21 protein-coding genes are annotated in these 18,229 nt (G+C 61.4%); 12 read left to right on the top strand and 9 right to left on the bottom strand.

Features of this window, described 5'->3' with window-relative positions:
• Positions 1 to 21 precede the first annotated feature (21 nt).
• Positions 22 to 405 carry a hypothetical protein gene (locus AC2YI2_RS05655; protein WP_487385465.1) on the bottom strand — a complete coding sequence of 128 codons (384 nt, stop codon included), beginning with the start codon at positions 403 to 405 and terminating at the stop codon, positions 22 to 24.
• Positions 406 to 506: 101 nt separating this feature from the next.
• Between AC2YI2_RS05655 and prmB the strand changes: the two genes are divergently transcribed.
• Entirely contained in the window at positions 507 to 1,448 is a 942-nt protein-coding gene (prmB, locus tag AC2YI2_RS05650; RefSeq protein WP_487385464.1) for a 50S ribosomal protein L3 N(5)-glutamine methyltransferase, read from the top strand.
• Positions 1,449 to 1,462: 14 nt separating this feature from the next.
• Here prmB and clpS read toward each other — a convergent pair whose 3' ends face one another.
• Positions 1,463 to 1,774 (bottom strand): ATP-dependent Clp protease adapter ClpS, encoded by a 312-nt coding sequence (clpS, locus tag AC2YI2_RS05645; RefSeq protein ID WP_487385463.1) that lies wholly within the window; start codon positions 1,772 to 1,774, stop codon positions 1,463 to 1,465.
• Positions 1,775 to 1,966: 192 nt separating this feature from the next.
• On the opposite strand from clpS, the gene ychF reads away from it, so the two are divergent.
• Entirely contained in the window at positions 1,967 to 3,070 is a 1,104-nt protein-coding gene (gene ychF / locus AC2YI2_RS05640; RefSeq protein WP_487385462.1) for a redox-regulated ATPase YchF, read from the top strand.
• A gap of 58 nt (positions 3,071 to 3,128) precedes the next feature.
• The gene (locus tag AC2YI2_RS05635) at positions 3,129 to 4,376 is read left to right on the top strand and encodes a glycosyltransferase family 2 protein (protein WP_487385461.1); all 1,248 of its coding nucleotides are present in this window, start codon (positions 3,129 to 3,131) and stop codon (positions 4,374 to 4,376) included.
• Here AC2YI2_RS05635 and AC2YI2_RS05630 read toward each other — a convergent pair.
• Positions 4,373 to 5,539 carry a hypothetical protein gene (locus AC2YI2_RS05630; protein ID WP_487385460.1) on the bottom strand — a complete coding sequence of 389 codons (1,167 nt, stop codon included), beginning with the start codon at positions 5,537 to 5,539 and terminating at the stop codon, positions 4,373 to 4,375. The genes AC2YI2_RS05635 and AC2YI2_RS05630 overlap by 4 nt on opposite strands.
• A gap of 66 nt (positions 5,540 to 5,605) precedes the next feature.
• Here AC2YI2_RS05630 and AC2YI2_RS05625 point away from each other — a divergent pair, with 66 nt between their 5' ends.
• The 4 genes from AC2YI2_RS05625 to AC2YI2_RS05610 all read left to right on the top strand — a co-directional run bounded on the left by AC2YI2_RS05625 (position 5,606) and on the right by AC2YI2_RS05610 (position 8,628).
• Positions 5,606 to 6,070 carry a MaoC family dehydratase gene (locus AC2YI2_RS05625; protein WP_487385459.1) on the top strand — a complete coding sequence of 155 codons (465 nt, stop codon included), beginning with the start codon at positions 5,606 to 5,608 and terminating at the stop codon, positions 6,068 to 6,070.
• Positions 6,067 to 6,534, top strand: coding sequence for a MaoC family dehydratase (locus AC2YI2_RS05620; protein ID WP_487385458.1), 468 nt, complete (start codon positions 6,067 to 6,069; stop codon positions 6,532 to 6,534). The genes AC2YI2_RS05625 and AC2YI2_RS05620 overlap by 4 nt, the downstream gene beginning before the upstream one ends.
• Positions 6,535 to 6,580: 46 nt before the next feature.
• Positions 6,581 to 8,125 carry a cation:proton antiporter gene (locus tag AC2YI2_RS05615; RefSeq protein ID WP_487385457.1) on the top strand — a complete coding sequence of 515 codons (1,545 nt, stop codon included), beginning with the start codon at positions 6,581 to 6,583 and terminating at the stop codon, positions 8,123 to 8,125.
• 134 nt (positions 8,126 to 8,259) lie between these two features.
• The gene (locus AC2YI2_RS05610) at positions 8,260 to 8,628 is read left to right on the top strand and encodes a DsrE family protein (protein ID WP_487385456.1); all 369 of its coding nucleotides are present in this window, start codon (positions 8,260 to 8,262) and stop codon (positions 8,626 to 8,628) included.
• A 90-nt stretch (positions 8,629 to 8,718) separates the two neighbouring features.
• Here the strand turns inward: AC2YI2_RS05610 and AC2YI2_RS05605 are convergent, their stop codons facing one another.
• The 5 genes from AC2YI2_RS05605 to petA form a co-directional block, all read right to left on the bottom strand.
• Entirely contained in the window at positions 8,719 to 9,363 is a 645-nt protein-coding gene (locus AC2YI2_RS05605; protein WP_487385455.1) for a ThuA domain-containing protein, read from the bottom strand.
• Positions 9,364 to 9,373: 10 nt separating this feature from the next.
• Positions 9,374 to 9,916 carry an adenine phosphoribosyltransferase gene (locus AC2YI2_RS05600; protein ID WP_487385454.1) on the bottom strand — a complete coding sequence of 181 codons (543 nt, stop codon included), beginning with the start codon at positions 9,914 to 9,916 and terminating at the stop codon, positions 9,374 to 9,376.
• A gap of 103 nt (positions 9,917 to 10,019) precedes the next feature.
• Positions 10,020 to 10,901, bottom strand: a complete 882-nt coding sequence (locus tag AC2YI2_RS05595; protein WP_487385453.1) for a cytochrome c1 — start codon at positions 10,899 to 10,901, stop codon at positions 10,020 to 10,022.
• A 25-nt stretch (positions 10,902 to 10,926) separates the two neighbouring features.
• The gene (locus tag AC2YI2_RS05590) at positions 10,927 to 12,186 is read right to left on the bottom strand and encodes a cytochrome b (RefSeq protein WP_487385452.1); all 1,260 of its coding nucleotides are present in this window, start codon (positions 12,184 to 12,186) and stop codon (positions 10,927 to 10,929) included.
• 14 nt (positions 12,187 to 12,200) lie between these two features.
• On the bottom strand, positions 12,201 to 12,779 hold the full coding sequence (petA, locus tag AC2YI2_RS05585; protein WP_487385451.1) for a ubiquinol-cytochrome c reductase iron-sulfur subunit: 579 nt from the start codon (positions 12,777 to 12,779) through the stop codon (positions 12,201 to 12,203).
• Positions 12,780 to 13,115: 336 nt separating this feature from the next.
• Here petA and AC2YI2_RS05580 point away from each other — a divergent pair, with 336 nt between their 5' ends.
• A complete protein-coding gene (locus AC2YI2_RS05580; protein ID WP_487385450.1) occupies positions 13,116 to 14,090 on the top strand; it encodes an endonuclease/exonuclease/phosphatase family protein in 975 nt (324 codons plus the stop codon).
• Here AC2YI2_RS05580 and AC2YI2_RS05575 read toward each other — a convergent pair.
• Positions 14,071 to 15,930, bottom strand: coding sequence for an ABC transporter ATP-binding protein (locus AC2YI2_RS05575; RefSeq protein ID WP_487385449.1), 1,860 nt, complete (start codon positions 15,928 to 15,930; stop codon positions 14,071 to 14,073). The two genes, AC2YI2_RS05580 and AC2YI2_RS05575, sit on opposite strands and share 20 nt — an antisense overlap.
• Positions 15,931 to 16,054: 124 nt before the next feature.
• On the opposite strand from AC2YI2_RS05575, the gene denD reads away from it, so the two are divergent.
• The 4 genes from denD to AC2YI2_RS05555 are packed head-to-tail and all read left to right on the top strand — an operon-like array spanning position 16,055 to position 18,215.
• Positions 16,055 to 17,029, top strand: a complete 975-nt coding sequence (denD, locus tag AC2YI2_RS05570) for a D-erythronate dehydrogenase (protein WP_487385448.1) — start codon at positions 16,055 to 16,057, stop codon at positions 17,027 to 17,029.
• A gap of 25 nt (positions 17,030 to 17,054) precedes the next feature.
• Positions 17,055 to 17,351 (top strand): type II toxin-antitoxin system RelE/ParE family toxin, encoded by a 297-nt coding sequence (locus AC2YI2_RS05565; protein ID WP_487385447.1) that lies wholly within the window; start codon positions 17,055 to 17,057, stop codon positions 17,349 to 17,351.
• Entirely contained in the window at positions 17,351 to 17,674 is a 324-nt protein-coding gene (locus AC2YI2_RS05560; RefSeq protein WP_487385446.1) for an addiction module antidote protein, read from the top strand. Before AC2YI2_RS05565 ends, AC2YI2_RS05560 begins: the two co-directional genes overlap by 1 nt.
• A 28-nt stretch (positions 17,675 to 17,702) precedes the next feature.
• Positions 17,703 to 18,215, top strand: a complete 513-nt coding sequence (locus tag AC2YI2_RS05555) for a hypothetical protein (protein ID WP_487385445.1) — start codon at positions 17,703 to 17,705, stop codon at positions 18,213 to 18,215.
• Positions 18,216 to 18,229: the final 14 nt, after the last annotated feature.

The raw sequence follows: 18,229 nt of genomic DNA, 5'->3' as shown, positions 1-18,229 counted from the left end.
GATGGACGCCCGAAGCCGCGTTCACATCCACTGCGCCTCGGCCAAGCGCCGCATGAAGAGGTCTCCGGCCCATGCAAAGACTTCGTTTATGGCATAGACGAACGAAAGCGCGACGTCGGTTGAAAACAGCATCGAGCCCCAGCCCAAAGCCAGAACCGAGAGGACGCAGACAGAAAGGTTGCGAAAGCTGTCGAGTCTGTAATAGCCGGCTTCGTCATATTCGGTGCCGAACAGGCGGTCGCTCATGTCGTAACCGTCGCTGACGGCCATATCGAGCCAGGGCTTGTCTGAGAGCCGATCGGGATAGACGTTGAAGACGGCGCGGCTGACATGGGCGACGGCGCCGAAAAGCGCAAAGAGCACGCCGGCAAGAAGATAATACCAGAGCCCGAGCAGCGTCATCATGGCAGCATCCTACCGTGCCTGTCGGAACAGGGGCTTAAGGACATGGTTTCAATTTTCACAAAGCGGATGTATCGAATGCGGCGCGCAAGCAGGAGAGCCCCATGCCAGAGACCAGGATCGCCGACGAACTCATAACCGTCAGAGACTATTGGCGCTACGCGATCAGCCGCTTCACTGCCGCCAAGTTGAGCTTCGGCCATGGCACGACGACGGCAACCGACGATGCGGCCTTCCTCGTGCTCGACTCGCTCGACCTGCCGATCGACACGCTCGATCCCTTCCTCGATGCCCGATTGACCTCCGCAGAGCGCAAGCTGCTGGCCGAACGCATCGAGGCACGGGTGACCACCCGCAAGCCTTCGGCCTATCTCACAGGCCGTTCCTATATCCAGGGCATCCGCTTCTTCGTCGACGAGCGGGTGATCGTGCCGCGATCCTTCATCGGCGAGATCCTGTTTTCCGAGTATGACGGCGAGGAGGATTCGCTCTACCTGCCGGATCCGAACGATGTCGAAAGCGTCGTCGATATCTGCACCGGTTCCGGCTGCCTTGCGATCCTCGCGGCCCGCCTCTTCCCCAATGCCGAGGTCGATGCCGTCGACCTTTCAAGCGACGCGCTTGAGGTCGCCAAGATCAACGTAGCCGAGCATGAACTCGAAGACCGGGTGAGCCTCCACAAGGGCGACCTCTTCGCGCCGCTCAAGGGCAAGACCTACGACCTCATCATCACCAACCCGCCCTATGTCGATCACGAGGAAATGGCGGTCCTGCCCGAGGAGTATCGCACGGAGCCCGCCATGGCCCTCGACGGCGGCCCCGACGGCCTCGACCTCGTCCGGCGGCTGCTGACCGAAGCACCGAAGCATCTCAACCCCGGCGGCGGCATGATCTGCGAGATCGGCACGGGGCGCGAATTGCTGGAAGAGGAATTCCCCGATTTGGACCTCTTCTGGCTCGACACCGAAGAGAGCCAGGGCGAAGTATTCTGGGTCACAGCCGAGGCGCTAGGGGTCGGGGAGAAAAAGGCGAAGAAGCGGAAGTGAGGATAGGCTGATGCCTACTCCTCCGGCTCGGCCGTGAACATCAGCGGGAACCCCGCTTCCTTGGCATAATCCATTGCCTCCGCGACCTTGGTCTCGGCAATGTCCTTGGCATAGACCGCGACCACGCATGAGCCCTTCTGGTGGGCGGTAATCATGATGTGATAGGCGACCGAGTCACCGGTCTTGAACACGGCCTGCAGGATCATCTGGACGAATTCGCGCGGCGTGTAATCGTCGTTGAACAGAATGACCTTGTAGAGCTTGGGCTTGTCGACCTTGGGGATGACCTTGGTCTTCGGCGTAATGACAATGTCGTCCTGGCTCATGGGCGAGCCTCCCGATGCAATACGAACAGAATGTGATGAAGTCTCCGGCAACCGGCTTCAGCGGGCGCCTGCCCTTATATTGCAACGCCACAAGGGTGATTTCAAGAGCACCCCGGCCTATATAGCTCTTGACCTTGCGGGCGCCATTGCCCATAGCCAGCGCAACAGATTTCAGGAACACCGGACCATCCCATGGGCTTTAAATGCGGAATTGTCGGGCTGCCGAATGTCGGCAAGTCCACCCTCTTCAACGCGCTGACGCGGACTGCCGCTGCGCAGGCGGCCAATTATCCGTTCTGTACCATCGAGCCGAATACTGGCGAAGTGGCCGTGCCCGATCCGCGCATGCAGAAGCTCGCCTCGATTGCCGGTTCCAAAGAGATCATCCCGACCCGGATCTCCTTCGTCGATATTGCCGGCCTCGTGCGCGGCGCGTCGAAGGGTGAAGGCCTGGGCAACAAGTTCCTGGCCAATATCCGCGAAGTCGATGCCGTGGTCCATGTGCTGCGCTGCTTCGAAGACGATGACATCACCCATGTCGAGGGCCGCATCAATCCGGTCGGCGATGCCGATACGATCGAGACAGAGCTGATGCTCGCCGACCTCGAAAGCCTGGAACGCCGCGTCGACCAGACCCGCAAGCGCGCCACCGGCAAGGACAAGGAATCGGCGGCACAGCTGCCGATCATGGAAGCCGTGGTCAAGCTGCTCAACGATGGCAAGCCGGCCCGACTGCTGCTCAAGAGCCTTGCTGCGGACGAGATCGAGATCCTCAAAGGCCTCAACCTGCTGACCTCGCATCCGGTCCTCTATGTCTGCAACGTCTCCGAAGCCGATGCCGCCACCGGCAACGCACACACCAAGGCCGTCGAGAAGATGGCTGCCGAACAGGGCGCGGAATGCGTGACCATCTCGGCGGCGATCGAAGCCGAAGTCGCCCAGCTGCCGGACGAGGAGTCGAAGGAATTCCTCGAAGCGCTCGGCCTGCATGAGGCCGGTCTCGACCGGCTGATCCGCGCCGGCTACCACCTGCTCGACCTGATCACCTACTTCACGGTCGGTCCCAAGGAGACCCGCGCCTGGACAATCGTGCGCGGCACCAAGGCGCCCCAGGCGGCGGGCGTGATCCACACCGATTTTGAACGCGGCTTCATTCGCGCCTTCACCATCGCCTATAACGACTTCGTCACGCTCGGCGGCGAAGTGCCGGCCAAGGAAGCCGGCAAGGCGCGCGACGAAGGCAAGGAATATGTCGTCCAGGACGGCGACGTGATCCACTTCCGGTTCAACACCTGAGGCCATAAAGCCCCGGGAAAGGATTGACGGCTAGGCTTCGCGGCAAACGAGGCCTGCCATGTCGACACCCACCCTTTCCATCTGCGTTCCCTCCCGCAACCGGCAGGTCTATTTCCAGGAGACGATCCGGGCGCTGACGGCGTCGCTTCGGCCGGATGTGGAATTCGTGTTTGCCGACAATTCCGATGACGGCTCGATCATGGACGACTTCATGGTCGATCGCCTTGCTGATCCGCGCGTCCACTACCTGCCTGCGACGGGCAAGACGCTGTCGATGATGGACAATTGGGAACGCGCGATCAGGGCCGCGACCGGCCGCTATGTCGCGTTCATCGGCGATGACGACCACATCGATCCAGATCTCGCCGGCTTCATCCTCAATCTCGAACGAGCCATCCAGCCCGATGCCATCGCCTGGACCGGGCCGAACTACATCTGGCCGACGCCGGGCAGCCCTGCCCGCTCCATCGCAATTTCGCTGGGCAGCCGGGTAAGCCGCATGTCGAAGGAAGCACTCGTTCGCAAGGCCTTCATGTGGGAGGGAGCGAGCCATGTGCCGCTCAGCGGCTTCTCGATCTATCACGGCGCCCTGTCGCGGTCGCTGCTCGACCGGATCCGGACGCTCGGCAACGGCCGTGTCTTCGAATTCCCGGTTGTCGACTATGAACTGGCCTTCAAGTCGATCCTGCTCGGCGAGACCTTCATTCATTCCGAGCGCCCCTTCTCAATCCTCGGCGCCTGCCCGCTTTCGAATTCCGTCATGACGGGCAAGCTCGCCGCTGAACGAACAGCGCAACGCACCTTCAACGAGGAGCAGGGCTGGGACCTCAACGAGGCGGAATGGATGAGCGACATGCCCTTCCGCACATGGCACGGCATGACCGCATGCATCTATGTCATCCAGCACTGGTTGACCCGGAAGATCGGTATGAAGCAGGAGGGCCACGAGGAAAACCTCGTCCGCGCACTGACCAGGAATTGCAGCCTCTATCGCAACCGCGAGGACTTCGAAACGATCGTCGCAGACATCCGCGAGGCTCTCCGTTCCTGGCAAGGCGGTCGGTTCCTTGCGGACTTCACGCCGGAATTCGTCGAGCCGCCGGTCGCAAGGGTGAGCACTCCTTTCACTGGCACGAGCGCCAAGGGGATGCTCTACTTCCCTGACAATACGGCTGGCGTCAAAACACCTGGCGAACTCTTCAACCTGATGTCAGGCATGATCTGTCCCGCCACAGATATCCCCATCAATGCCACGGCTCTCTGGAGCGCGGGCATCAATCTCGGGCGGAATATCGCGGCAGCCTAGCCTCTCACTGGCGGGACGAGTTCCCGCAAACCATTGGGCAGATTACCCAGGATCAGGCGCCGTAGCGGCTGCCAGCCGATGCCGAGCGACAGAACGACGATGCCGATGGCAAGGAAGGTGATGAAGACCAGCGTGTCGGTCGACGCCGCGAGCTTGGCGAAGCCACCTTCGGTCAACAGCACCTTGAAGGCATAGCCGAACGAGATCAGGCCCGAGGTCACGAACGCGCGGCGGTCGAGAACGATGCCGATCAGCATGAGCAGCACCACCGCGCCGACGATGGCCGACGCCTGCCAGACGGTCGTATCGGTCGAGAACCAGTCCTTCTGATTGCCGAGATAGATCTGCGCCATGATCGTGTAGAGGATCGCGGGCGCTGCCGCGAGATGCATCCAGAACGCCACATCCGAGCGGCGCGTCACGCGATGGCGGTCGGCGAAATCGAAGCGTAGCGCGGTGCCGAAGACAAGGAGGGCGAACAGGCCGAGGAAGCCGACCAGCACCGTCGGTCGCGTCTCGAAGAAGGCTGGATTGCCGCTCATCCAGCGCATGCCGAGACCCGCGCTGAAGACCACCGTTGCGTAGAGAGTGACCAGCCCGCCTGCCAGCGCCAACGGCACCTTGTAGCGCCAGTAGACGAGGAAGCCGACCACCGAGATCGTCGCAAAGATACCCGGCGGGATCCAGTCCTGATAGGCCTCCGACAATCCGTCCCAGGCCGGGACCATGCCGATCGACGCTGCAATTGCGACAGCGGCGGTCAACGTCACCGCAGGCAGCGCCAGCCGCTGGCGCCGCACGAGAATCTCGGCCAGCACGATCGCGGCAGGGATCACGGCATAGACGGAGGCGAGGCCGCCGAGGCCAACGAGGCCAACAATGATACCGATTGTGATCAGGATATCGTGGAAGCCGCGGATGAATCTTGGAGTCTCGCTCTCCTCGACCGGCGAGGCCGGTTCGCTCGCACGCGGCGTATCCAGGCCGGTGCCGGAAGGATTGCCGACAACGGGGACGGATGACACATCGACGCCGCGGCCGAGCAGGAACTCGCCGAGCTTCGCCGTTCCGTCGCCGGGAATGAGGCCTGCCGCTGCGGCATCATGAAGAATGGGGAGCAGTCGTGCCTGGCGGCTTTGCCAGTCGCTGAGGTCAAATTTCACTTGCAAGCCCCTTGCGAAACATCTTTTCTCCGGCAGACCATTCCACAAGGCAAGTTGCAATCTGAAATGACCGAAATCCGATATTGGCTCGAAGATTTCACACCCGGCCGGGTATTCCATCATGCGCCCAGGGAGATAACGGCTACGGAAATCATAGAATTCGCTTCCGAATTCGATCCGCAGCCCTTTCATCTCTCCGAAGAGGCGGGCAAGGCGAGCATCCTCGGCGGCCTCGCGGCCTCGGGCTGGCACACTTGCTCGATCGTCATGCGGTTGTTCTTCGATACGATCCTGCAGCATAGCGCGGGCGAAGGCTCGCCGGGCGTGGATTTCAACGAATGGCGGAAGCCGGTGCTGGCAGGCGACACACTCGCCGGCAGCATCACGGTACTCGAGGCACGGCCGATGCGCTCGCGTCCCGGCCTCGGCGTCGTGCGGCTGCGGCATGAGGTCCTCAATCAGCGCGGCGAGCTGGTGCTGGCGATGGAACATCCCTTCATGGTGCGCATGCGTGCGGGAGCGGCAGCATGAAAGTCCGGGACCTGATGTCGGTCGGCGAGCAGATCGAGATCGGCAGCTTCGAATTCACGGCCGAGAAGATCATCACGTTCGCAAAGAAATTCGATCCGCAATATTTTCATCTCGATGCGGAGCGCGCGAAGGAGTCGGTTCTCGGCGGCCTCTGCGCCTCGGGCTGGCACGTCTCCGCAGCGATGATGAAGTGCAATGTCGCGGCCATTGAGCGCCAGGCGCGCGAGGTCATGGCGCGTGGCGAGACCCCGCCGAAATTCGGCCCTTCGCCTGGATTCAAAAATCTCAAATGGCTCAAGCCCGTCCATGCAGGCGACACCATTACCTATTTCATGCGCTTCAACGGCGACCGGCCCATTCCGAACCGTCCGGGTCGCAACCTCGTCGACATAAGCTATGCGGGCGTGAACCAGCGGGGCGAGCTGGTCTACTCGATGGATGGCAGCGTCGTGGAGTTCGACTAGTCTCGCCTGGAGAATGCAAACCGCAGGCAGCAGCAGGGGGTGTCGCATGAATTTCTTCGAAAGCCTTCTGCTCCTCATGTTGATCGCGATCATCCTGCTGCAGGTCGCACGTCGTCTGTCGATACCCTACCCGTCCATGCTGGCGATGGCCGGCGTGCTGATTGCTCTGATACCTGGCACGCCCTCTTTCAACTTCGACCCGCATATCGCGCTGGCACTCTTCATCGCCCCGGCGCTGATGGACGCAGCTTTCGACTTCCCGCTGGGAATCGCGCGGCGCTTCTGGGTGCCGCTGGTCGTCTTCGCCATCGGCGGCGTGGTGGTGACGGCGGCGGCGGTCGCCTATCTCGGCTGGGCCTTTGCCGGCCTGCCGCTCGCCGCCGCGATCGTGCTTGGCGCCATCGTCGCACCGCCCGACGCCGCCGCCTCGACTGCGGTCCTCTCCTCCATGGCCATTCCGCGGTCGACCGACACGGTGCTGCGCGGTGAGAGCCTGTTCAACGATGCTGCCGCCCTGTTGATCTTCGGCGCGGCGCTATCAGTGCAGTCGGCCGGTGGGGTCGATACGTCAGTCGCCCTGCATCTGACGGCCGCCGCGCCGGGCAGCATCCTGCTCGGCGTGGCTGCGGCCTATGCGATGGGTTGGCTGAACCGCTATGTCGCCGACACCCTGGGCGGCAACCTGCTGCAATTCGTGCAGACCTTTCTGCTCTGGATCATCGCCGAATGGCTCGAACTGTCGGCCGTGCTGGCGGTCGTGGCCTGCGCCATGACGATCGCCGGCCGCAACACCGTGCGCACATCGGCGCGCATGCGCGTCCAGTCCTACGCCGTCTGGACGGTGGTCGTCTTCGTCCTCAATGTCGTGGCCTTCCTGATGATGGGCATGCAGGCGCGCAGCATCGTCGCGGACATGAGCGGCGCGCGGCTGCAGGAGTCGATCATCTTTGCTGCCCTTGTCGTCACAATCGTCATCATCGCCCGCTTCGTCGTCTGCGTCGGCTTCAACAGGATCAACGCCTATGTCGCGCGACGAAGAGGTCGGCCGGAGCCCGCCACGATCAGGCAGGCGATCCTCGCAAGCTGGTGCGGCATGCGAGGACTGGTCACGCTGGCGACCGCCTTCGCACTGCCAGCGGATTTCCCGGAGCGCGACATGGTCGTGCTCGCGGCCTTCGCCGTCGTGCTGGCCACCTTGGTGATCCAGGGCCTCACGCTCTCCTATCTCGTACGCCTTCTCGGCCTCGACTTCCACGACAAGGGTATCAGCGAACTGACGGGCCTGCGCGCGGAGCTTGCCACGGCGGCGCTCTCCAAGCTCGACGGCTTCGAGCATCCCGAGGCCGAGCTGCTCCGCACCGTCTTCCGACTCGAGCAACAGGCGATCCACGACCCGGAGCGGACCCATCCGTTCGAAAAATATCGCAAGCTGGCGCTGAAAGCCGTGATGGCGCAGCGCGAACTGCTCGAACAACTCCGCGCCGAAAACCGGGTCAATATCGACGAATACAATCTGCTGCTCGAGGAGATCGACTGGCGCGAACTCTCGGTATTGCCGGCCGAAGCACGGCGGATCGAGGAGACGTCCTGAACACGCCAAGCTTCCTTCGCCATCCTGACCCGCCTTTTGGACTTTCGATCAAAACTGATGGACCTGCGGCCAAAGACGTGACGTCATCACCCCCCTACACTTCCGGCATAACGCAAACACGGAAGGTTTGAACCATGCAGAACACCACCGAAAATCTCGTCGTACTCCTGACCAAGGGCATCGACTCCGAACTCTCGTCGGTCGCCATAACCATCGCCAATGGCGGCATTACTGCGGGCCTCAAGGTCTCGTTGTTTCTCACCAGCACGGCCATCGATCTCGTCCGCAAAGGTGGCAACCGCATGACGCAAGTCGCCCCGCTCGAACCGCTCGCGGCCCTGATGGACGACTTCATGAAGCGCGGCGGCACGATCTGGGCCTGCCCACCTTGCGTGAAATCGCGCGGCTATGAGCAGGCTGATCTCATGGATGGTGTAATCATCATCGGCGCCAGCGCGATGCACGCCGAAATCAAGGCCGGCGCCGCGACACTGTCGTTCTGATTGGGTGATGTGAGGCCGCCGCTGCCATGCAAATACCCCGCAACTTCGTTGCGGGGTCTGTCTCGTTGAGCAAGTGATTTATTGCTCGCTCTACCGGGCCGCCCACAGCGCGCCGCGGCCGAAAATCGTCCGCATCTGCGGCACGGCGAATTCATCCGCGGTGTGGCCGAGCGAGGAATAGAAGACCCGGCCCTTGCCGTAGCGCTTCTTCCACACGACAGGCATCACGACACCCTTGATGAAGCCGAGATGCTCGCCCGAGAAGGTCGTTGTCGCCAACACCTCGTTCGAAGGATCGACATGCATGTAATATTGCTCGGAGCGATAGGGGAAATCGCCCACGCCCTGCATGATCGGATCATCCGGCCGGGTGACCTCGACCGTGTAGTCGATGATGTTACCAGGATGCGAGACCCATTGGCCGCCGACCATGAATTGGTACTCGGTCTCGTTGCGGAACGAGTCACCCATCGTGCCATGGAAACCGGCAAGGCCGATGCCCTCGCTGATCGCCTTGGTCAAGGCCTGGAGTTCAGGTTTCTCGATCGCCGACATGGTGACCATGGGAACGATGAGGTCGTAGGACAGAAGATCAGCCGAAGCGAGGATCGCGGTGCCCGCATGGACATCGACGGCAAAATCGTTCGCCGTCAGCATTTCGTTCACGACAGCCGCGCTGCGGTCAGGCGTGTGCCCGTCCCAGCCGCCCCAGAATATCAGTGCCTTCCTCCCCATGACGTCCTCCTCAATGCCCTTCGTATTCGATCAATGTCCTGACAGTCACCCCAAGCGCCTCGAGCTTCTTGCGGCCGCCGAGATCCGGCAGGTCGATAACGAAGACGGCCGCGACAATGTCGGCACCCATCTGGCGCAGCAGCTTGGTCGCGCCCTCGGCTGTGCCGCCGGTCGCGATCAGGTCGTCGACGAGAATGACCTTCTCGCCGGGCTGCACCGCGTCTTTGTGCATCTCCATCTCGTCCAGCCCGTATTCCAGGCTGTAGGCGATGCGCACGGTCTCATGCGGCAGCTTGCCCTTCTTGCGGATCGGGATGAAGCCTGCCGAAAGCTGGTGCGCCATTGCGCCGCCGAGGATGAAGCCACGCGCCTCGATGCCGGCGATCTTGTCGATCTTGGTACCGGCATAGGGATGCACCAACTCGTCGATCGCGCGGCGATAGGCCTGCGGATTGCCGAGGAGCGTGGTGATGTCGCGGAAGAGAATGCCGGGCTTGGGATAATCGGGGATCGTGCGGATCGCAGCGAGCAGGCTTTCCTTGACGGTGGTCATATGGCTTTCCGTTGTTGGATGACGGGCGAACATAGCAACAAGCTTGTCCCCTGACAGCAAAAAAGGCGGCACCGGGCCGCCTTTTCATGGAAGTGCGAAGTGATCAGTGATCCTTGCCCGCGTAGATCGCGCGCTTGGTCATCCACACGAGAGCCGTAAGGCCCAGCAGGAAGATGATGACCATGAAGCCCATCCGCTTGCGCTCTTCGAGATGCGGCTCGGCCGCCCACATCAGGAAGGCCGAGACGTCCCGAGCGTATTGGTCGAGCGTCTGCGGCGAACCATCGTCATAGGTCACCTGATCATCGGACAGTGGCGGGGCCATGGCGAGCGAGATGCCGGCCACGAAATGCGGGTTGAAGTGCGTGCCTTCAGCCACCTCAACGCCAGCCGGCGGCTCCTGATAACCGGTCAGCAGCGAATGGATGTAGTCAGGGCCACCTTCCTGGTAGGGAATGAACATGTCTATGACGAACTGCGGGAAGCCGCGTTCGACACCGCGTGCCTTGGCGATGAGCGAGAAGTCCGGCGGAGCGGCACCAGCGTTGGCCGCAGCCGCAGCTTCGTCGTTCGGGAAGGGCGATGGGAAGTAGTCGGACGGAACCGCCTTGCGGGTGAACATTTCACCATCGCCGTTCGGGCCGTCCTGCACTTCGTATTCGGCGGCAAAGGCCTTCACCTGGGCCTCGTTGTAGCCGAGATCCTCGAGCGTGCGGAAGGCCACACGCTTCATGGAATGACAGGCCGAACAGACTTCCTTGTAGACCTTCAGGCCGCGCTGCAGCTGGGCCTTGTCATACTTGCCGAACAGGCCGCCGAAGGTCCATTTCTCTTCCTTCGGCTTCAGGACCGGAAAGTGGCCGCCTTGAATGGCGTGCTCGACCTCGGTCTTGAGGTCATGCGCCTCTTCGGCCGCCTGCGCGGAGGCAAAGCCAAAGCCGGTAACGGCCGCGGCCAGAACGATGCTCGTGAAAAGCTTTCTCATTTTTCTATCCTCTAAGCCGTCTCACTCACGCCTTGGCACTTTTCTCGAGCACCGCTTCGGTGATCGAGTTCGGCAGGCGACGCGGCGTCTCGAGAAGCCCGAGCAGCGGCATGATGATGAGGAAGAACGAGAAGTAATACAGCGTTCCGAGCTGCGACAGCACAACGTAGAGGCCTTCCGCCGGCTTGGCACCGAGCCAGCCCAGCATGATCGCGTTGGCAACGAAGATCCAGAAGAACAGCTTGTACCACGGACGGTAGACCGCGGAGCGAACCTTCGACGTATCGAGCCAGGGCAGGAAGAACAGGATGATGATCGAACCGAACATCACGAGCACGCCGCCGAGCTTGGAGTCGATCGGCCCGACATTGAAGGTGATCGCGCGGAGCATCGCGTAGAATGGCAGGTAATACCATTCCGGAACGATGTGGGCCGGGGTCTTCAGCGGGTTGGCTTCGATGTAGTTGTCCGGATGGCCCAGGAAGTTCGGCTGATAGAACACGAACCAGGCGTAGATCATCAGGAAGATCACAACTCCGAGCGCATCCTTCATCGTCGCATAAGGCGTGAAGGCCACGGTATCGGTCTTGGACTTGACCTCGACCCCCGTCGGATTGGTCTGGCCGACCACATGCAGCGCCCAGATATGCAGTACGACGACGCCGGCGATCATGAAGGGCAGCAGGTAGTGCAGCGAGAAGAAGCGGTTCAGCGTCGGATTGTCGACCGCAAAGCCGCCGAGCAGGAACTGCTGGATCCATTCGCCGACCAATGGGAAGGCCGAGAAGAAGCCGGTGATGACGGTCGCGCCCCAGAAGGACATCTGACCCCAGGGCAGAACGTAGCCCATGAAGCCGGTCGCCATCATCAGCAGGTAGATCACCACGCCGAGGATCCAGAGAATTTCGCGCGGCGCCTTGTAGGAGCCGTAATAGAGGCCGCGGGCAATGTGGAGATAGACCGCGATGAAGAAGAAGGACGCGCCGTTGGCATGCATGTAGCGCAGCAGCCAGCCCTGGTTCACGTCGCGCATGATGCCTTCGACGGAGGAGAAGGCCACCGAGACGTGCGACGAATAGTGCATCGCCAGCACGACACCGGTCAGGATCTGCACCACCAGCATCACCGACAGCATGGCGCCGAAGGTATAGGCGAAGTTCAGGTTGCGGGGGACCGGATAGGCGACGAAGGAATCGTACATCATCCGTGGCAGAGGCAAGCGGGAATCGACCCACTTTTCAACGCCGGTTCGCGGCTCGTAAGCCGAAGTATGTTCAACGCTCATGATCAGGTGCCCCCTTAACCGATCTTGATGACTGTATCGGACACAAAGGAGAACACCGGAACCGGAAGGTTCATAGGCGCAGGACCTTTGCGGATACGGCCCGCCGTATCGTAGTGCGAGCCGTGGCAGGGACAGAACCATCCGCCGAAATCGCCGGCCTGGCCGAGCGGAACGCAGCCGAGATGGGTGCAGGATCCGATCATGACGATCCAGTTTTCCTTGTCCTTGCCGGCTGAGCGGTCGACGTCGGTCGCCGTTGCGTCGGCCGCGATATTGGCGTTGCGCGCCACCGGATCCTTGAGATCATCGAGCGGAACCGCATTGGCCTCCTCGACTTCCTTCGGGGTGCGGTTGCGGATGAACACCGGCTTGCCGCGCCACTTGACGGTCAGCGACATGCCCGGTTCGAGCGCGGATACATCCACTTCGATCGAAGCCATGGCAAGCGTCGAAGCGTCGGGGCGCATCTGGTCAATGAACGGCCAGGCTACGGCCACGGCACCGACCGCGCCCGCCATGCCTGTCGTCAGATAGAGAAAATCGCGGCGGGTCGGGCCGCCCCCTTCCCCGCTTGTCGTGTCGTGTCCGCTCACGGCCATCTCATCCCCTTGCGCGAATATGTCGTAATGCTCGTCAATATCAGGCTATTGCGCAGCCACAATGCGGCCACGGAATCCCCTACTTTCGGGCGCGTTCTAAGCTTGATTGCAGATTATGTCCAGTGTTGGCAAGGGGATGTGGGCACAATGTCGCGGGAAAAGCGTGGGCCACGAAACGACGGCAACTCTCGTCTTTGGATTCTGTCAAAAAGACCTCGATTTCCCATGCCGCAGAGCACCCGACCACGCATCCGCCGGAGTTGTCCACATGGTTTGCAAGGCGCAGGCTGACATGGTAGCGCCTAAGCCGGTATCGACGGACGGGCCGCCATGAAGAACCTCTCCACCATCATCGGAACCATAGCCTTCCTGCTCATCGCCGCCCTCGCCGGACGATATGTCAGCAGTCACTGGCTGTTCTTCACATTTGCGAGCTTCCAGATCCAGGGTGCGGCCATCGCGGCTGCTCTCGCGGCGATTGCCTGGATACTCAATCGCAATGCTGTCGCGAGCCTGCTGGTAATCGCCGCACTCGGCATCGGCTATCATGGCTATACGATGCTGTCAGACTTCAAGCAGGATCCGCCGGCACCACCACCAAGCTACCCCACCGACCTCAAGGTGATGTCCTTCAACATCATGGGCGACAATTCCTTCGAGAATGGCGGCAAGATCGCCGACGCAATGATCGCTTCGGGCGCGGACGTGGTGATGATCCAGGAATCAGCCCCGCTCGGCCCGCATATCGATCGCATCAAAGTTGCCTATCCCTACCGCCTCGGCTGCGGCGCCCAGACCGTCACCTGCGACCAATCGCTCTGGTCGAAAACGCCGATCCTTGCCGGTGAAGTGAAGACGGCCAGCCCGCTCTATCGCGACCGCCTGATGCTTGCCTCGATCCAATTCGGCCGCAACCGCATCAACTTCGCCAATGTCCATACGACGAAGCCCTATTTCGACAACATCCATGCGATCGAACTGAAGCTGGTCACCGACCACATCAAGGAATTCGCAACGCGCAATCCCGGCCCCTACGTTGTTGCGGGCGACTACAATGCCTCGATCCTGACACCAGACCTACGCCGATTCCTGACCGATACGACGCTCCGCACCGCCGATCGAGAACCGCCCACCTGGCCCGTGGCGGCACCGACCATCGGCATGGCGATCGATCATATGTTCGTCGGGGATCCGCTGCGGTTCAAATCACTGACGACACTGCCCGAGACATACGGCTCCAACCATTTCGGGCTGATCGCAGAGATCTGGCATCAGGATCTGACCATTACCTATCCGCCGCAATAAAGCCGCCGGATTGGCGGGCCCAGAGGTCGGCGTAGATGCCGCCGAGGTCGAGGAGCTCAACATGACTGCCCTCCTCCACGATCCGGCCGCGGTCCATCACCACCAGTCGGTCGAGATGGGCGATGGTCGAGAGGCGGTGGGCGATGGCGATGACGGTCTTGCCCTGCATCAGCTTCTCGAGATTCTGCTGGATTGCGGCCTCGACTTCCGAATCGAGCGCGGACGTGGCCTCGTCGAGAACGAGGATTGGCGCATCCTTGAGCAGCATGCGGGCGATGGCGATGCGCTGGCGCTGGCCGCCTGACAGTTTGACGCCGCGTTCGCCGACATGGGCGTCGTAACCTTGTCGGCCGCGATAGTCCTGCTGGGCGATGATGAATTGATGCGCTTCCGCCTCCTCGGCGGCGCGCATCATCTCGGCATCCGTCGCTTCGGGTTTGCCGAACAGGATATTGTCGCGGATCGAGCGGTGCAGCAGCGCCGTATCCTGCGTCACCATGCCGATGCCGCCGCGCAGGCTTTCCTGGCGTACGTCCCTGATGTCCTGTCCGCCGACCAGAATGCGGCCGCCCTCGACGTCATAAAAACGCAGCAGCAGGTTCACGAGCGTCGACTTGCCCGCGCCCGAGCGGCCGATGATGCCGAGCTTCTCGCCGGGCCGGATATCAAGGGAGAGATCCTCGATCAGGCCGCCGCCGCGGCCGTAGTTGAAGGTGACGTTCTCGAAGCGGACCGAGGGCTCCCTGAGCTGCAATTCGTCGGCGCCGGGGCGATCGGACAAGCCAACCGGCTGCGAGATAAGGTCGGCGGAATTCTGGATCGTACCGATATTGCGCATGATGCCGTTGAACTGCGTCATCAGCCTGCCGAGCAGCATGTTGAGCCTGAGCACCAGGCCGAGGGTGAAGGCGACCGCGCCGGTGGAGATCTCGCCGTCGAGCCAGAGCGCGACGCACAAGATCGCCATGCTCGCGATCATCAAGCCTGACAGCAGCCCAAGCGAGGCGCGCACGCCGGTCAGGTGGCGGGTGAAGGGAACCACCGAATTGTAGAACTGTTCGAAGCCGTCGCGTATATAGCGGTCGTTCTCGTCCTCACGACCGAAGAGTTTCAGCGTCTGCATATTGGCATAGGAGTCGTTCAGTCGGCCGTTCAGCATCGAGGACGCCTCGGCCGTGTCCTTGGCATGCCGGCGAATTCGCGGAACGAAATAGCGGGCGATCAGACCGAAAGCCGCGAACCAGACGATGATGACCATCCCCAGCCGCCAATCGAGGCTCGCGACCAGCGACAGCGTGGTCAGCGCGTAGACGAGGATGAACCAGGCGACCTGCAGGAGCATGACCATCAGATCGCCCGTCGCCTGCCCCGCCGCCCAGACCTTGGCGACGATGCGGCCGGAAAAGTCGTTCTGGAAGAAGGTCATCGACTGACGCGAGACCTGCGCATGGCTCTGCCACCGGACAAGGCTGAAGAAGCCCGGCACGATCGTCTGCTCTTCCAGCAAAGCGGTCAGCGAGACGACGATGAAGCGGCCAACTGCGATCACCAGCACCATCATCATCAACTGGTTGCCGTGGACGGCAATCAGGCCGCTCCAGCCGGCGGCCCGGTCGGCGCCGTCGAGCATGTCGACGATCCGGCCGGTGAACCAGAAAAGCGACGCCTCCAACATGGCGACCAATCCGCCGATGACGAGCATGGCGAAGAAGGCGGCCTTGGCCTGCGAGACATAGAACCAGATGAAGCGAAGCGCCGTCGCCGGCGGCTGGAAATCGGATTTCTTGGCGAAGGGATCGATCCAGCGCTCGAAGCTGGAGAGGATGCGGCTGATCAACATGATGCTTCCATAGAACTATTCGACCCTCAGGCAAAGTGCGACTGCGTACGGAACTCGATGTCCATACACTTGTACTGGCCCAAAAGTTCGGCCAACACTGCGCGACATTTTGTCGGGAGGTTTCATGAAGATTGCGATCATCGGAGCGGCCGGGATGGTCGGCCGAAAACTCACCCAACGTCTCGTCTCTGAAGGCGTACTCCGGGGCCAGGCGGTGTCGTCGCTGTTGCTGGCCGATGTTGTCGCGGCCGACCGTCCCGCAGATTTCAAGGGCGAAACGATCATCCAGGCCGGAGACCTGTCGGCCCGCTCCGAGATCGACAAGCTGGTGGCGGCCCGCCCCGACGTCATCTTCCACCTCGCGGCGATCGTCTCCGGCGAGGCCGAGCAGGATTTCGACAAGGGCTACCGGGTCAACATGGACGGCATGCGGCATCTTCTCGAAGCGATCCGCGCCGCCGGTGCAGCAGACGCCTACCTGCCACGACTTGTCTTCACGTCCTCCATCGCGGTCTTCGGAGCGCCCTTCCCCGAGACGATCCCCGAGGAATATTTCCACACACCCCTCACCAGCTACGGCACACAGAAGGAAATCTCCGAGCTTCTGCTCGCCGACTATAGCCGGAAGGGTTTCGTCGACGGCATCGGCATCCGCCTGCCGACGATCTGCGTGCGACCCGGCACGCCGAACAAGGCTGCGTCAGGCTTCTTCTCCAACATCATCCGCGAACCGCTTGTCGGCAAGGAGGCGATCCTGCCGGTGCCGGACACAGTGCGCCATTGGCACGCCTCGCCCCGCTCCGCCGTTGGCTTTCTCCTCCACGCGGCCAACATGGACGCCACCCGCATCGGCCCGCGTCGCAACCTCACCATGCCAGGCGTCTCTGCGACGGTCGCCGAACAGATCGAGGCGCTGAGGAAGATCGCAGGCGACAAGGCGGTGGCGTTGATCCGCCGCGAGCCTGATGAGACGATCATGCGCATCGTCGCGGGCTGGGCGACGCGGTTTGACGCTGGCCGCGCCGAATCGCTGGGGTTCACGGCGGACGCGTCGTTCGAAGATATTATCCGCGTACATATCGAGGATGAACTAAATTGATATCTTGTGACTTATAGGTTACGATATGTATGAATTGCTCTACAGCTTTGAATACAAGGCGTGGCTTGCTAATCTGAGAGACGACATAGCGAAAGCAGCGATCACAGCAAGACTGGCTAGGCTCGAGTTAGGCAATATTGGTGATGCAAAGCCGGTAGGCGAAGGTATCAGCGAGATCCGCATCCACCACGGCCCGGGCTATCGAGTATATTTTCAGGTTCGAGGGCGGCAGATCATCTTGCTGCTGTGGGGCGGAGACAAGTCAACGCAACAGCGTGATATCCAACGTGCAAAAGCGATCGCGAAGGGCTGGAGCGAATAATGGCAGAAAAATTTCTTCCTCTTGATCTCGCTAGCCTCCTCGAAACCGATGAAGCAATCGAGTATTTCGTCAAAGATGCGATGGAAGATGCCGACGCTTCCTACATAGTCCACGCGCTCGGCATCGCCGCCCGCGCCAAAGGCATGACCAAGGTCGCCAGCGACACCGGCCTCGCTCGCGAAGCGCTCTATCGTTCCTTTAGCGAAGAGGGAAATCCTTCATTGAAATCGACAATCGCCGTTCTGAAGTCGCTCGGCCTCGGCCTGACTATCCGCCGCCTCTCCGCCGAGAATGTCGACGAAAAGACACACGCGGCCGAATGACACGCCAGCGGAAGAGGCCTGCAACGCAGTGGCGAACACACGGGAAACGCTCGCTGCCGTTCTGGAGACGCTACGGGTCTACGGCATACAATGCGACGTGTTTGGAGGCTGGGCGGCAGAGCTTCTTGGCCTTCGTGAGCCTTGGCAACACAAAGATATCGACTTGATCTATCGCAGTGAAAACCTGGCCGCATTTGATGTGATCGAAGGTGATTTTCGCCCGGTGCCTTTGAAGCGCTTCCGACACAAGAGGGCATTCATGTTTCGCGATACGCTGTGCGAGATCGTCCTCGTGCGCGACGCCGATATCCAGCCTGTCACATTGTACTGGGGCGAGGTTCCCTTCGATTGGGACCGGCCGCTTCTGCATGGCGGCACCGTAGATTTATGCGGCACGTCAGCGACCGTCGTTTCCGCGGCCAATTTGACGAAACACCACCGACTGTACAATGAAATCCAACCTGATCGCTGGCGGAACCCAGCATCGCTGGATCCGATGCCATCATGCCAACTGATGTCTCCTGACAAGCGGAAGGAATAGGCGCCGGGTTGGCC

Source organism: Rhizobium sp. SRI_017, from assembly GCF_057586295.1.
Note: the sequence above shows the minus strand (reverse complement) of the source record. Positions and strands in the feature narration are given on the sequence as shown.

Coding starts and splice junctions, on each gene's coding strand:
- AC2YI2_RS05580 (WP_487385450.1), top strand. CDS start 13,116: ATGAAGAACCTCTCCACCATCATCGGAACCATAGCCTTCCTGCTCATC.
- AC2YI2_RS05600 (WP_487385454.1), bottom strand. CDS start 9,916: ATGACCACCGTCAAGGAAAGCCTGCTCGCTGCGATCCGCACGATCCCC.
- clpS (WP_487385463.1), bottom strand. CDS start 1,774: ATGAGCCAGGACGACATTGTCATTACGCCGAAGACCAAGGTCATCCCC.
- AC2YI2_RS05625 (WP_487385459.1), top strand. CDS start 5,606: ATGACCGAAATCCGATATTGGCTCGAAGATTTCACACCCGGCCGGGTA.
- AC2YI2_RS05610 (WP_487385456.1), top strand. CDS start 8,260: ATGCAGAACACCACCGAAAATCTCGTCGTACTCCTGACCAAGGGCATC.
- AC2YI2_RS05620 (WP_487385458.1), top strand. CDS start 6,067: ATGAAAGTCCGGGACCTGATGTCGGTCGGCGAGCAGATCGAGATCGGC.
- AC2YI2_RS05595 (WP_487385453.1), bottom strand. CDS start 10,901: ATGAGAAAGCTTTTCACGAGCATCGTTCTGGCCGCGGCCGTTACCGGC.
- AC2YI2_RS05605 (WP_487385455.1), bottom strand. CDS start 9,363: ATGGGGAGGAAGGCACTGATATTCTGGGGCGGCTGGGACGGGCACACG.
- denD (WP_487385448.1), top strand. CDS start 16,055: ATGAAGATTGCGATCATCGGAGCGGCCGGGATGGTCGGCCGAAAACTC.
- AC2YI2_RS05590 (WP_487385452.1), bottom strand. CDS start 12,186: ATGAGCGTTGAACATACTTCGGCTTACGAGCCGCGAACCGGCGTTGAA.
- AC2YI2_RS05615 (WP_487385457.1), top strand. CDS start 6,581: ATGAATTTCTTCGAAAGCCTTCTGCTCCTCATGTTGATCGCGATCATC.
- ychF (WP_487385462.1), top strand. CDS start 1,967: ATGGGCTTTAAATGCGGAATTGTCGGGCTGCCGAATGTCGGCAAGTCC.
- AC2YI2_RS05655 (WP_487385465.1), bottom strand. CDS start 405: ATGATGACGCTGCTCGGGCTCTGGTATTATCTTCTTGCCGGCGTGCTC.
- AC2YI2_RS05635 (WP_487385461.1), top strand. CDS start 3,129: ATGTCGACACCCACCCTTTCCATCTGCGTTCCCTCCCGCAACCGGCAG.
- AC2YI2_RS05565 (WP_487385447.1), top strand. CDS start 17,055: ATGTATGAATTGCTCTACAGCTTTGAATACAAGGCGTGGCTTGCTAAT.
- prmB (WP_487385464.1), top strand. CDS start 507: ATGCCAGAGACCAGGATCGCCGACGAACTCATAACCGTCAGAGACTAT.
- AC2YI2_RS05560 (WP_487385446.1), top strand. CDS start 17,351: ATGGCAGAAAAATTTCTTCCTCTTGATCTCGCTAGCCTCCTCGAAACC.
- AC2YI2_RS05575 (WP_487385449.1), bottom strand. CDS start 15,930: ATGTTGATCAGCCGCATCCTCTCCAGCTTCGAGCGCTGGATCGATCCC.